The sequence below is a fragment of the Halogeometricum sp. CBA1124 genome (genome assembly GCF_009741955.1).
Lineage (GTDB): Archaea > Halobacteriota > Halobacteria > Halobacteriales > Haloferacaceae > Halogeometricum > Halogeometricum rufum.
Genome location: NZ_WPCD01000100.1, coordinates 1 through 12818, shown reverse-complemented (window position 1 = coordinate 12818; position 12818 = coordinate 1). Strand labels below are relative to the sequence as shown.

The window sequence follows — 12818 nt, the reverse complement described above, 5'->3', positions numbered from 1 at the left end:
GAGGCGACGCAGGGAGACGACCGTACTCCGGCCCAGCGTCAGTCCCATCACGACGAACCCGGCGACGGCCGTCCCGATGAGGATGAACAGGTCGTTTCGGACCTCCGTGAGGAGGGCGAACACGTTCTCGCGCGGCGCCTGGACGAGGACGACCCAGTCGGTGCCCGTGACCGGCGCGTAGGCGACGACGCTCGCGTCCGCGGCGCGTTCGACGACGCCGCCGCCCTCGGCCGCCGCCGCGGCGTCCAGTCCCGGCGCGGCGTCGCCGTCGCGGTACGTCGTCAGGACGTTCTTGCCGTAGCGGTCGAACAGGACGGTGCCGTCCTCGCGGACGACCTGCGTGTGCGACCCCTCGACCGGCCGTCGGAACGACTTCGCGTGCTGCGTCGCGTCGGTGATCAGCATCACCGCGCGGTCCGTCCCCGGAATCGGGCTGGCGAAGGCGACCAGTTGCAGTCCGCCGTTTCGGTACACCTCGCTCACGGCCACGTCCGTCGACCGGGTGAACGCGAGTTCGCCACGCTGCCAGCTGAGGTCCACGTCGTCGAGCGACTTGGTCTCCATCTGACCGGCCGTGCTGCGGACGATGTCCCCCGTCTCCAGGTCGACGTAGTGAACCGCGTACACGTCGTTCGGCAACCGGCCGTGTTCGCGGAGGAGCGTCCGGTCCACGCTGTCGGGGTCGTCGGCCTGCAACCCGCGGTGTTCCGACAGCATCCGCGCCCGCTGTCGGTTCGTGGCCACCCACTCGTCGAGGTTCGCGGCCTCTAGCTCCGCGATGGTCTGTAGTTCGGCGTGCTTCTCCGCCGTCAGTTCGTCGCCGACCACCTGTTGGGTGTACAGGCCGACGCCGACCATCGACGCGACGAGGACGGCGAGCACCAACACGTACTTCCGGAAGTAACTCCGCCGAAAGAACGCTGGAAGAACGTCCAGTCTTCTCATCGACGTGAACGTATCTGGTACCCTATTTAGTGGTTGCTACCAATTATCAAAATAGGTACTCGGAAGACGCGCCGAGAGGAGGCGACTCACTCGTACTCGCCGAGCGTCCCACCGATGCCGACGCCCGCCGCGATGAGCGACCCGACGCTGGCGGCCAAGTAGATCGGAACGGCGGAGAGCGCACCCAACAGCGCGGCGCAGAAGAGACTCGCTCCCATCGCTCCGAGGAGGTAGTCGAACCGCGTGGGTTCGTCGGCGGGCATCACTGACATGGCGTGTAATGAGATATAATTAGCCAGCCTCGTATAAGTTGCGGGCGACGCGTCACTCGCGAACGTCCCGCACGGATTCCGCGTCGCGACGCCGCGTCGCCCGTTCCTCGACGGCGGCGGCCCGTTCGTACTCGCCGAGTGCCGCCAGCGCCCGGACCCGTTCGTCGTGGACCCACGCCGTCCGCAGACCCAGCGAGAGGGCCACGTCGAGACACCGTAGCGCCTCGGCGTGCTGGCCGCGTTCGTTCAGGAAGTACCCGCGGTTGTACCACGCCTCGGGGAGTCGCGGGTCGCGTTCGACGGCCGCCTCGGCGTGGTCGAGCGGACTCGTGCTCTCGCCCGCCTCCCAGAGGGCCGCCGCGAGGTTCGTCTCCGCCGCCGCCGACAACGCGTCGTCGGCGTCGATGCGCAGGGCTTCGCGGTGTGCGCCCGCCGCCTCGTCCCACTCGCCGAGTTCGCCGTGCGCGATGCCCCGGTTCACCCACGCCTCCTGCGCCGCCGCGGAGTCCTCGGGGGCGTAGTGGGCCGCCCGCGCGAACGAGTCGATGGCCTGTTCGTACTGTTCGATGGCGACGTACTCCACCCCCACGTCTATCAGCGCTGATACCTCCACGTCCGCGGGTCGAACCGCCCCCTCCTCGACCACGTCCGCGAGGACGTAGTCGTCCGCCGGGTCCACGTCGCTATCGGCCCCTCGAAGGCGGGGTCCAGACGGTCCGGCCCGAGGTCGAACCCCTCGTACGGGTCGCCGAAGCCTTGCCCGTCGGAGTAACGGTGCGGTGAGGAACGTCGCGTCGTCATCCCAGAACCTTGGACGCTGAGCGAGATAACCGCGTCGGCGGCCGAAAGCTTATGCCGAGACTGACGAGCAATCGACCGCATGCCCTCCAGACGTGACGTGCTCCGCCTCGCCGGGGGTTCCCTCCCGTTCCTCGCCGGGTGCGTCGCCGGACCGCCCGCAGGGGACGCGGCGTCACCCGAGTCGGCCACCGAGACGAGTCGCCGGACGGCGACGGCACCGGCGACAACGGCACCGACGACGACCGGACCGACGGCCGACGTGCGAATCCGTGAGGTGACCGTCACGCCCTCGCTCGTCGCCCTGAACTCGCCGGACTCCATCGGCACCGACGGCGACCGAGACGACCAGTTCGTCGTCGCCGGCGTCGGCTCCCGCGGCCGCCTCCCGTTCGACCGCGCGGCGTTCGAACTCGCGACCGAGGAGACGACGTACGCGCCGACGGCGGCCCGTCAGGTGACCGCCTACGGGATGCTCTGGGGACACGGCGACCCCTACGAACCCGAGACGGGCGGCTTCCTCCTCTTTCGAGTCCCGAACCCGCTGGACGCCGACTCCGTCGCCCTCCGCTGGCCGGACGGCGAACGGTCGCTCTCCGAGGACGCCCTGCGGCGACTGCGCCGCCCGCCGACGACGTTCGCGGTGCGCGAGTTCGCCGCGCCCGCGTCAGTCACCACTGGGGCCGAAGCGACGCTGACGCTGACCGTCGCGAACGTCGGCGACGCCGACGGCACGTTCGTCGCCGGCCTCAACCGCACCGGCCCGGAGATAGCGTACGCGCCCGTCGAAGCCGTCCCCCTCGACGCGGCGGCCGGCGAGTCGGCGACGTGGACGCACTCGTACACGCCGACGGTGCCGGCGCCGGACGAGGACCTGTCGTTCGACTTCGTCATGCACTGGCGTGGCGGCGACGAACGCGCGACTGTCGGCGTCGAACCGCGCGGGTAGCGGAAATCTGAACCGGGTACGTCGGTCGGAGAGAGTGTACGGGAGACGGGAGTCGGACGACGGGTCGTCTCGGTCGCTATCGCTCGCGTCGCTCCCCGATTCGAGTCCCACCGACGCCGCTCCGCGCTCACTTCGTTCGCGCAGGAGAGTGCGGGGGATGGGATTCGAACTTCCGCGAGACTCGCAGGCTCGCCTCGCGACGGTCGAATCCATCCGTACACCGTCGCTGCTCGCTTCGCTCGCAGACGACGTATGCGGGGGATGGGATTCGAACCACGGTCGTTCCGCTCGCTATCGCTCGCGTCACTCCCTGATTCGAATCCCACCGACGCCGCTCCGCGCTCACTTCGTTCGCGCAGGAGAGTGCGGGGGATGGGATTCGAACCCATGAACTCCTACGAGAGCGGATCTTAAGTCCGCCGCCTTTGGCCTGGCTCAGCCACCCCCGCGCGTCTCCCGATTATTCACTGTCTCCAATGATGGTTTCGCTTCGCCGCCGGCCGGTGTCTGGACGCGCATCGTAGATGCCGGAGAGTTATGTGACCAACCGCCACTCATTAGGGGCTGTGTTGGGTACGTTGGACGAAAATGAACGGAGAAGACAACAGTCCGTCCAGACGTCGCGTCCTGCAAGCTCTCGGTGCCGCCGGGGTAACGGGACTCGCCGGCTGTTCGGGTGGTGGCGGGGACGAAGCGACCGACGCGGCGACAACCGAGGGGTCGGCCGCGACTGGGACCGAGACGGAGACGGAGTCGGCCACGGAGACGGCCGAGTCGGGGAGCGGGACGTTCTACTTCGCCCAGACGAAGTCGCCGCTGGACTTCGACCCGCTGAAGGCCAACGACATCCCGTCGCTGCAGGTCGTCGAGCGCATCTTCGACTCGCTGTACACCTACGAGGAGGGCACCTCGCTGACGCCCGAAATCGCCGACGGCGAACCGGAAGTGAGCAAGGAGGGGACGCGGTACGTCGTCTCGCTGAAGGACGGTGCCACGTTCCACAACGGCGACCCCATCACCGCCGAGGACGTGAAGTACTCCTTCCTCGCCCCGATGCGCGAGGAGACGGAGAACGGGTCCGAGTTCACGATGATCGACTCCATCACCGTCGTGGACGAGCGGACGGTCCAGTTCGACCTGAAGTACCCGTTCGGGCCGTTCCGACACAAACTCGCGTGGACGCCCGTCCCGAAGGCGTATCGCGAGGAGAACAAGCAGGCGTTCAACACCTCGGACCCCCTCGGAAGCGGGCCGTTCGAGTTCGTCGACTGGCAGGAGGGCGACTACGTCCGCCTCGAACGCCACGAGGACTACTGGGGCGAACCGATGCCCGAGGTGCAGACGCTGGAGTTCACGCCCATCACCGAACCGACGACGCGCGTGACGACGCTCCGCAACGAGGAGAACCACGTCGTCCAGACGGTGCCGCCGAAGCTCTACTCGACGGTCGAGGGCATCTCCGGCGCGAGCATCCAGGAACAGCCCGGACTCGGCTACTACTACCTCTCGTTCAACTGCAACGAGGGACCGACGACGGACAAGAAGGTCCGCGAGGCCATCGACTACGCCATCTCGATGGACCAGGCGGTGTCGAACTACGTCGAACCCGCCGGCCAGCGGATGACGAGTCCGCTCCCGCAGTCGCTCATCGACTCGTGGGGCTTCCCCGGCGAGGAGTGGTCGCAGATTCCGCACGAGAAGGACGCCGAGAAGGCGCGGCAGTTGCTCGAAGAGGCGGGCGTTCCCAAGGACTACAGCTGGAAGATAATCGTCCCGCCGGACGACAAGCGCGAACAGATCGGTATCACCGTCTCGAACGCCCTGCAGTCGCTGGGCTACTCGAACGCGACGGTCCAGCGTCTCGACTGGGGCGCGTTCCTCGACAAGTACTCGACCGGCAACGAGAACGACTACAACATGTACACCCTCGGCTGGGTGGACGAGGTGGACCCCGACGGCTACCTCTGGTACATGTTCCACGAGGAGACGGAGGGCGAGACGAACGGCTGCTACTACAGCAACGACGAGGTGATGTCGCAGTTGAAACAGGCTCGGGAGTCGCCCGACCAGGAGGAGCGCAAACAGCTCTACACCGACGCCATCACCACCATCCTCGAAGACCGCCCGCACCTGCCCGCGTACAACCTCAAGAACAGCTTCGGCGTGCGCGACTCCGTGAAGGGGTTCCGCGCGCACACCATCTCCAGCGTCAACCCTCGCATGGCCGGTCCGCTGGGGACCGTCTCCATCGACGAATAAGGGCACCGCGACGGTTCGGTGACCGCACTTTTTCGGTTCGTCGCCGCCGACCGACCGACGACGCCGACGCTCGCGTCGGGCGCGCTACCAGTCGACGCTGAGCGTCCCGTCCCCGTTCGGGTCGGGCGCTAGCTCCTCGTCGGCGCGTCGGTCGATGACGTGGATGACGCCCCGGCCCTTCTTGGCCGGACACACCTCGGCGGCGCGGACGTTCTCCGCCAGTTCGTCCTCGCCGAAGTAGTAGGACTTCGGCCGCGCCAGCCCCGAGGTGATGTCCATCTCCCAGTTGTCCGCCACCTCCGCGCACTTGCCCGCGCCGAAGCACTTGTTCGCCTCGAAGATTATCTTGTAGGGCTTCTCGTCTACGGGCGGCGCGTTCGCCTCGTCTCCCACCTCGCTCGGACGGAGTGGTCCGTCCGACGACTCGGAATCGCTCATCACCGGGGGTAGCGGCGGCGCGAACTTTGCGCTGTCGGTCGGAGCGAGCGAACGGTCGCCCCGCCGTCCCGCGACTCGCTATCGCCCGCTCACGGCTGTTCGCCGCGCACGACCTGATACAGCTGCGACATGGTGTAGTACTCCACTTTCACCCCGTTCTGCCGGGCGTACGCCTCCATGGCGCGGATGTCCCGGCCGACTTCTTCCGCGTTGTTCTGGTTTGTGTCGTGGGCGAGTATGACGAGCGACCGCGGGCGATGGACGGTGCGGAAGTTGTCCACGAGCCCCCTGAACGTCGTGGTGACGTTGTCGGTCAACCCGCTCCCCGACGATTCAGCCTCCCAACTCTGCACCGCTATCTCGGACCGCCCGGCCCCCCCGCCCCACAGGTGGAGCCCGTTCCGGGACAGGGCCGCCGTGAGCGCCTGATAGTCTCGGTGGACCTCTTGGGCCCCGGCCGGCTCTCCGGACAGGGTCTGTCCGGCGACGATTTTCCGGGCGACCCTGTCGCTGGCGTCCCCCGAGAGCCCCTTCGCCCGCAGGTACGCCTTCAGTTCGGATATCAACCCACCGGGAAGTCGCACGAAATTCACCGTGATGTTGTTGTTCCGGAGCTGGGTGACGAACGCTTCGAGGTCACGAATCGCCTCTCCAATCGTGTCGTAGGCCTTGGGCACGCTACCCGACACCTGAACGGGGAACCACGCGGCGTGTGCGATGTCGGGATGCATCGAGTGAATGGCAATCTCTTGCCCCTGTGATTGGAGTCGTGCCAGTTGCTGGAGCGACCGCTGAAGCTCCGCTCCGGTCCCCAGCAGGTTTCGCATGATGAACCACGTTCCCGGAGTGCCACCGAGGGCGCGTTGCATCCCCGAGGTGTACGCCGTCGGCCCGTCGTCCAGCGTCCACGCGATGCGGATGACTCGGTAGTCGTTCGCCGGAGGGTCCTGTCCCGCGACGCGCATCGGCGTCGGTCCGGACGCTTGGGGTTGCTGTTGTCGCCGTCGCTGTTGCGACTCTGGCGACGGTTCGCCCGTCGGCTCCGGGTCCTCCCGCGCCGGCGTCCTCGAACCGGCGGCCCGTCCGACAACGTGGTAGCGGGTCTCTCCCCGGATTTCTATCGCGTCGATTCGCGTCTCGGTCCAGCCGTGCGCAGTCCGGGCCGCCGGTCGGCGTGCCTCCGCCTCCGCTCGCGTGTCGTAGTAGTAGTGACGTCCCTCCACGACGTCTCGCTGCCACTCGCTCTCTTGGCGGCGAACGGACCGAACCGAGGGGGTGATTTCATTCGGTTGCGCCGCGTCGGGTGCGCCCTGCTGTTGGACCGTGTGGACCAGTTCGTGCGCCACCAACCGCCGTCCGGCGGCCGCTCCGGGTCGGTACTCCCCGTCTCCGAACACGATGTCCTGCCCGACGGTGTACGCCCGCGCGTCGAGGTGACGGGCCGACGACGCCGCCCTCGAATCCGTGTGCAGACGGACGTCACCGAAATCGTGGCCGAACCGACGCTCCATGGCGGTACGCAGTCCCGCATCCAGCGGTCGGCCGGGAGAACGGAGGACGTCGCCGACGACGGACGGCGCGTCGCCGGTTCCGTCCGAACCTGTCACCCGACGGACGGTCGGCGAATCCGCCGCCGGACAGACCTCACTTGCTCCCCTGCCGTCCCGGGGGGTCGCGATGTCGTCAGTCTTCACGACTCGCTCGGCGACGCGTTCGGCCTCTCGCTCGTACCTATCGTCCGGACGCCCCACCGCCAGCGTGGGCTGAATCCGCTCGTCCACGAGTCGCCGGGCCGCTCGGTTCCCGCGACTTCGTTGGACGTAGAGCAGGGGGTGTTCGCGGCTTCCCGCTGTCCATTCTCGCCCTCCGGTAGCGTTCTGCCTCGGGCGTCGGCTGTGCCCCGCGCGCGAACGTTTGTTCGACCGTTCCGAACGAGTCGGGGTCATGCGACCGGAGGGTGACAGTCCACGACGAGACGGTCGGTGGCGTGAGAGCGTTGTGCTACCATGCCCCATATTGTTCGCTCGGCGTATTAACTGTATATTCGACGATAGCAACGAGGACCGCCGCATTCGCGCGAGTTCGAGCGAATCGAGACGTTCCGAGCTAGATTCGCTCGGTCGTTGCCGGTCCGTTACTGGTCGACGTCGACGGACTCGATGACGACGTCCTTCATCGGCTTGTCGTTGCGGTCCGTGGGGAGCGAGCCGATCTCCTCGACCACGTCCATCCCCTCGACGACTTCGCCGAAGACGGCGTGGCGGCCGTCGAGGTGGGGTTGGGCGCCGAGCGTGATGAAGAACTGCGAGCCGTTCGTGTTCGGACCGCTGTTGGCCATCGACAGTTTGCCCGCGCTGTCGTGGCGGAGTTCGTCGTGGAACTCGTCGTCGAACTGGTAGCCGGGACCGCCGCGGCCGGTCCCCTCGGGGTCACCGCCCTGAATCATGAAGTCCTCGATGACGCGGTGGAAGATAGTCCCCTCGTACAGCGAGTCGGTACGCTTCTCGCCCGTCTCGGGGTCCGTCCACGCCTTCTCGCCCGTCGCGAGGCCGACGAAGTTCTCGACCGTTCGCGGCGCGCGCTCTTCGAACAGTTCGACGACGATGTCGCCCCGGTTGGTGTGCAGCGTCGCAGTCGGGTTGCTCATACCCTTCCGAGGGGGTGCGGGGTCAAAAACGTTGGTGAGTCGCCCCGCTCGGCGGCCGGTACTCACATATCGCCGCCTACCGGAGAGTCGCCCATGACAGGTGAGACGACGCGGTGGGAGTATCGGACGCTCCGTCCGCCGCGGGGGTCGGCCCGGGCGGAGGCCGAAGACCCGCAGGCGGCGCTGAACGAACTCGGCGAGGAGGGCTGGGAACTCGTCTGCGGCGTCGACTACACCGACGGCGGCACGAAGTACCTCGTCCTCAAGCGCCCGAAGTCGGTTGCCGACACGGAGAGTCATGGCTGACGCGGAGGACGGACGCGAGATAATCGACCGCACGTACGACCCGAGCGCGGACGACGACGCCGCCGTCGCGACGGCGAACACGATGCGCGAACGCGCCGGGGAGTCGCGGCTGAAGCTGTGGATTCTGCTCGACGCGAACCGCCTCGTGGCGACGGGCGTCCTCGCCGGGACGTTCTTCGTCCTCCTCGTCGTCACGGGCATCGCGCTGGACCCGCCGTTCCTGTCCACCGTGGCGGACGGCGACGTGCTGGACACGATGTTCTCGACGATGGCCAGCGCCACCATCACCGGCGTCACCCTCGTCGTCACCATCACGCAGGTGGTCATCTCGCAGGAGTTGGGGCCGTTCGACGACCAGCGCGCGCGGATGAGCGGCGCGATGGACACCCGCGAGTACATCCGCGAACTCACCGGCCTCGACGCCGCCCCCGCGGACCCCTCGGCGCTCCTGTCGTCGCTCGTCGCCGCCGCGCAGGTGGAGGCGGCGAACGTCGCGGACGCCACCGCGAAGATAGACGACGAGGACGCCAGCGAGGAACTGTCGAGCTTCTGCGACAGCCTCTCGGAGAACGCGGACGTCGTCCTCGACAGACTCCACGGCGCGCAGTTCGGGACGTACGACCTCCTCTCGGCGGCGCTGGACTTCAACTACGGACGCAAGGTGTTCGAGGTGGACCGACTTCTGGCCCGTCACGCCGACGCCATCGACGACCCGACGAGCGCGGCGCTGAACGACCTGCGGGACGCGCTGGTGATGTTCGGGCCGGCCCGCGAACACATCAAGACGCTCTACTTCCAGTGGGCGCTCACCAGCCTCTCCCAACTCGTCGCCTACGCCGCCGTCCCCGCGCTCTTGGTGTCGCTGTCGATGCTGGCGTTCGTCGACGCCGCGACGTTCACGGGGTCGATAGCCGGCGTGAACAACGTCGTCTGGGTGACGATGCTCGCGCTCACCGTCTCGCTCCTGCCGTTCCTGCTCTTGCTGTCGTACGTGCTCCGCATCGCCACCGTGGCCAAGCGCACGCTCTCTATCGGCCCGTTCGTCCTGCGCGACAGCCAGCGGTGACCGACGGCCGCGGCGTCGCTTTCCCCCGTCCGTAGCTACTAACCGCGTCGTTCCGAAACGAGGGGTATGCACACCGCAGAGACGCTCACGCTCGCCCGCCTCCCGTCGGGCGTCGAAGTCGAGACGACGGTCCACACGTACGGCGACGCCGCCGAGCGAGGTACGGCCGGCAGTCAGACGCACGCCGACGACGGAGACGGCCCGACCGTGTACGTTCAGGCCGCTCAGCACGGCCGCGAGATAAACGGGACGGAGACGCTCCGCCGCGTCCACGAACGACTCGACGCCGACGACTTATCGGGGACGCTGGTCGCCGTGCCCGTCGCCGACCCACTGACGTTCGACCGCGTCTCCTACACGACGCCCGAAGCGCTCGACTCGGTCAACTCGAACATGAACCGCGTCTGGCCGGGCGACGAGGAGGGGTCGCTGCACGAACGGATGGCGGCCGCCCTCTGGGAGTACGCGGGCGACGCCGACTACATCGTCGACCTGCACACCGGCAGCCTCGAGATGCTGACGCACACCGTCTACCTCGACGGCGACGACGAGAGCCGCCGCCTCGCGGAGGCGTTCGGGACCGACATGTTGCTCGCGGAGGCCGCCGGCGACGACGCCGACACCGAGTGGTCCGAGCGCAACTTCGGCGGCAAACTCCGCGTCGCCGCCACCCGGGCGGGCATCCCCTCCATCACGCCCGAACTCGCGCACAACAAGCAGTTGGTCGAACCCGCCATCGAGACGGGCGTCCGCGGCGTGTTCAACGTCCTCCGGGAACTGGGGATGCTGCCGGGCGACCCCGAGATACCGGCCGACCAGACGACGGCCCGGAACCACCTCGGGCGCGTCAGAGCGGCCGAGTCGGGGCTGTTCCACCCCGGACCGGAGGCCGAACTCGGCCGCGAGGTGGACGCGGGCGACCACCTCGGGCGCGTCTACGACCCGACGACGTACGAGGTGTTGCAGGAGGCGACGGCCGACCGGTCGGGCGTCGTCTACTCCGTCTGCCGCGAGGCGACGGTCACCGCGGGCGAGACGCTCGTCGGCGTGGCGATGCCGGCCGACGAGTAGCGCCGTACCGGACGCCGCGCAGTCGGCGTCGCCCGCAGTTCTTCCGCTCGGAACGGTCACACTCGGCGACGGGTAAGCGAACCATCCAAACCACTGACGGTCGCCGTCCCCCAACGACGACCCGATGAAAGCAGTCCAAGTCACCGAACCCGGCGAGCCGTTCGAAGTCGTCGACCGAGACGTGCCCGACCCGGACCCCGGCGAGGTCCGCGTCGCGGTGGAGGCGTGCGGCATCTGTCACAGCGACGCGTTCGTGAAGGAGGGCCAGTGGCCCGGCATCGACTACCCGCGGGTCCCCGGCCACGAAGTCGCCGGCCGTGTCGACGCCGTCGGCGACGACGTGACCGAGTGGACGGAAGGTGACCGCGTCGGTGTCGGCTGGCACGGCGGCCACTGCTTCACCTGCGACGCCTGCCGGCGCGGCGACTTCATCACCTGCGAGCACGGCGCGGTGACGGGTATCTCCTACGACGGCGCTACGCCGAGTACATGACCGCGCCGCACGAGGCACTCGCGCGCATCCCCGATGAACTGGACGCCGTCGACGCCGCCCCCCTGCTCTGTGCCGGTATCACGACGTTCAACTCGCTTCGGAACGCCGACGCCCGCCCCGGTGACCTCGTCGCGGTGCAGGGGGTCGGCGGCCTCGGCCACCTCGGTATCCAGTACGCCCGCGCCGCCGGGTTCGAGACGGTGGCCGTCTCCACGTCGCCGGACAAGGAGGACCTCGCCTACGAACTCGGCGCCGACCACTTCCTCGACGCCAGCGCGGTGGACCCCGCCGAGGAACTGCGCTCGATGGGCGGCGCGAAGGTGATTCTCGGCACCGCGCCGAGCACCGACGCGATGGAGTCCATCGCGGGCGGTCTGGGCGTCGACGGCACGCTACTCACCATCGCCGTCCCCGGCGACGAACTCTCGGTGAACGTCCAACCCCTCGTACAGGAGCGACAGAGCGTCGGCGGGTGGCCCTCGGGCACGCCGCGGGATTCGGAGGACACCCTGGAGTTCAGCGCCCTCCGCGACGTGACGCCGCGCGTCGAGACGTTCTCGCTCGACGAGGCCGAGGCGGCGTACGAGGCGATGCTGAACGGCGACGTGCGGTTCCGGTCGGTGCTCGTCCCCTAGCCGAAAGCACTTGTCCCCCGGTTCGAATCGTCCGTATGCGACGCCGCGCCCTCCTCCGTTCGCTCCCGTTCGCCGCCGCAGTCGCCGCCGCGGGGTGTCTGACCGCCCCGCGTGCCGACCCGCCGTCCGCCCCGTCCGCCGCGGACGTGCGGCGGTCCGACGAGACGTTCTCGCTGTCCGCCTCGCCCGCGCGCGTCCCGGTGGGCGAGACGGTCACGTTCACGCTGTCGAACCTGACCGACGAACGGGTGACCGTCGGCGGCGACGCGTGGTCGGTCTGGCGTCGCGACGGCGAGACGTGGACCGCGGCGGTCACTCGCGAGGACGTGACGCTCGACTTGCTCGTCGCGACGCCGGGCGGTGCGGCGTCGTGGACGCTCCGACCGACTCCGGACGCGACGGACGACGAGTTGGGCGAGGGGTCGCCGCCGCGACCCGTCCCGCTCGGTCCCGGTCGCTACTGGTTCCTGAAGCGAGTCGCCGGCGGGGACGACGGGACGCGGTACGCCGTCCCGTTCGAAGTCGTCGAGAAGTAGGCCGCCGTCGGCGGAACTACAGGTCGTCGGCCAACCGCCGGACCGACTCCGTTATCACGTCGACGCCGATGTCGAGGGACTCCTCCTCGATGTCGAAGTACGCCGTGTGGTGGCCGGCGGGGTTGCTCGCGCCGATGCGACGTAGGAGGCGACGCCGCCGTTCTCCTGCACGCGGCGGACGAGGAAGGAGGCGTCCTCGCTCCCGCCGAACGGACTCCGCCCGCACACCTGATCCACGGCCTCGACGGTCTCAGCGGCGTCCATCACCGTCTCGACGACGGACTGGTCGTTCTCGAACGTGGTCGTCATGCCGTACAGACTGGTGTCGAAGTCGACGTCGTGCATCCCCGCGGCGTGTTCGACGACGCGGTCGGCCTTCGCCATCATGTAGTCGTTCAGGTCG

Annotated in this window: 13 protein-coding genes, 1 tRNA gene and 2 pseudogenes; 7 read left to right on the top strand and 9 right to left on the bottom strand. The window is 68.4% G+C overall.

Translation table 11 applies throughout. From position 1 onward, the window contains the following. The 4 genes from GJ632_RS12660 to GJ632_RS25395 form a co-directional block, all read right to left on the bottom strand. On the bottom strand, positions 1 to 945 hold a 945-nt coding region (locus GJ632_RS12660; RefSeq protein WP_197427989.1), incomplete at its 3' end, for a cache domain-containing protein. An 86-nt stretch (positions 946 to 1031) separates the two neighbouring features. After that, positions 1032 to 1217 (bottom strand): hypothetical protein, encoded by a 186-nt coding sequence (locus tag GJ632_RS22145; protein ID WP_143105165.1) that lies wholly within the window; start codon positions 1215 to 1217, stop codon positions 1032 to 1034. A 52-nt stretch (positions 1218 to 1269) separates the two neighbouring features. Continuing rightward, complete coding sequence (locus GJ632_RS12655; RefSeq protein WP_343161157.1) at positions 1270 to 1896, bottom strand: tetratricopeptide repeat protein; 627 nt, start codon at positions 1894 to 1896, stop codon at positions 1270 to 1272. Continuing rightward, positions 1812 to 2018 carry a hypothetical protein gene (locus GJ632_RS25395; RefSeq protein ID WP_343161156.1) on the bottom strand — a complete coding sequence of 69 codons (207 nt, stop codon included), beginning with the start codon at positions 2016 to 2018 and terminating at the stop codon, positions 1812 to 1814. The genes GJ632_RS12655 and GJ632_RS25395 overlap by 85 nt, the downstream gene beginning before the upstream one ends. A 79-nt stretch (positions 2019 to 2097) precedes the next feature. On the opposite strand from GJ632_RS25395, the gene GJ632_RS12650 reads away from it, so the two are divergent. Next, positions 2098 to 2964 carry a hypothetical protein gene (locus GJ632_RS12650; protein WP_191453161.1) on the top strand — a complete coding sequence of 289 codons (867 nt, stop codon included), beginning with the start codon at positions 2098 to 2100 and terminating at the stop codon, positions 2962 to 2964. A gap of 364 nt (positions 2965 to 3328) precedes the next feature. Here the strand turns inward: GJ632_RS12650 and GJ632_RS12645 are convergent. Then, a tRNA-Leu gene (locus tag GJ632_RS12645) sits at positions 3329 to 3413 on the bottom strand. Between the two features lie 139 nt (positions 3414 to 3552). Between GJ632_RS12645 and GJ632_RS12640 the strand changes: the two genes are divergently transcribed. Beyond that, the gene (locus GJ632_RS12640; RefSeq protein WP_191453160.1) at positions 3553 to 5223 is read left to right on the top strand and encodes an ABC transporter substrate-binding protein; all 1671 of its coding nucleotides are present in this window, start codon (positions 3553 to 3555) and stop codon (positions 5221 to 5223) included. Between the two features lie 84 nt (positions 5224 to 5307). On the opposite strand, the gene GJ632_RS12635 is transcribed toward GJ632_RS12640, so the two are convergent. The 3 genes from GJ632_RS12635 to GJ632_RS12625 all read right to left on the bottom strand — a co-directional run bounded on the left by GJ632_RS12635 (position 5308) and on the right by GJ632_RS12625 (position 8308). Further along, positions 5308 to 5661, bottom strand: coding sequence for a ferredoxin (locus tag GJ632_RS12635; protein WP_191453159.1), 354 nt, complete (start codon positions 5659 to 5661; stop codon positions 5308 to 5310). Positions 5662 to 5750: 89 nt separating this feature from the next. Further along, a complete protein-coding gene (locus tag GJ632_RS12630; RefSeq protein ID WP_197427988.1) occupies positions 5751 to 7442 on the bottom strand; it encodes a DUF4157 domain-containing protein in 1692 nt (563 codons plus the stop codon). Positions 7443 to 7795: 353 nt separating this feature from the next. Then, positions 7796 to 8308 (bottom strand): peptidylprolyl isomerase, encoded by a 513-nt coding sequence (locus tag GJ632_RS12625; RefSeq protein WP_191453157.1) that lies wholly within the window; start codon positions 8306 to 8308, stop codon positions 7796 to 7798. Positions 8309 to 8401: 93 nt separating this feature from the next. Between GJ632_RS12625 and GJ632_RS12620 the strand changes: the two genes are divergently transcribed. The 5 genes and pseudogenes from GJ632_RS12620 to GJ632_RS12600 all read left to right on the top strand — a co-directional run bounded on the left by GJ632_RS12620 (position 8402) and on the right by GJ632_RS12600 (position 12415). Further along, positions 8402 to 8614: a DUF4177 domain-containing protein gene (locus GJ632_RS12620; protein WP_089808671.1), complete on the top strand. Its 213-nt coding sequence runs from the start codon at positions 8402 to 8404 to the stop codon at positions 8612 to 8614. After that, positions 8607 to 9680, top strand: a complete 1074-nt coding sequence (locus GJ632_RS12615) for a hypothetical protein (RefSeq protein WP_191453156.1) — start codon at positions 8607 to 8609, stop codon at positions 9678 to 9680. The genes GJ632_RS12620 and GJ632_RS12615 overlap by 8 nt, the downstream gene beginning before the upstream one ends. 66 nt (positions 9681 to 9746) lie before the next feature. Further along, on the top strand, positions 9747 to 10751 hold the full coding sequence (locus GJ632_RS12610; RefSeq protein ID WP_191453155.1) for a succinylglutamate desuccinylase/aspartoacylase family protein: 1005 nt from the start codon (positions 9747 to 9749) through the stop codon (positions 10749 to 10751). Positions 10752 to 10875: 124 nt separating this feature from the next. Next, positions 10876 to 11879 (top strand): annotated as a pseudogene (locus GJ632_RS25955) (alcohol dehydrogenase). Positions 11880 to 11914: 35 nt separating this feature from the next. Then, positions 11915 to 12415 carry a hypothetical protein gene (locus tag GJ632_RS12600; protein ID WP_191453154.1) on the top strand — a complete coding sequence of 167 codons (501 nt, stop codon included), beginning with the start codon at positions 11915 to 11917 and terminating at the stop codon, positions 12413 to 12415. A gap of 16 nt (positions 12416 to 12431) precedes the next feature. On the opposite strand, the pseudogene GJ632_RS12595 reads toward GJ632_RS12600, so the two are convergent. After that, positions 12432 to 12818 (bottom strand): annotated as a pseudogene (locus GJ632_RS12595) (M20/M25/M40 family metallo-hydrolase); the annotation flags it as partial.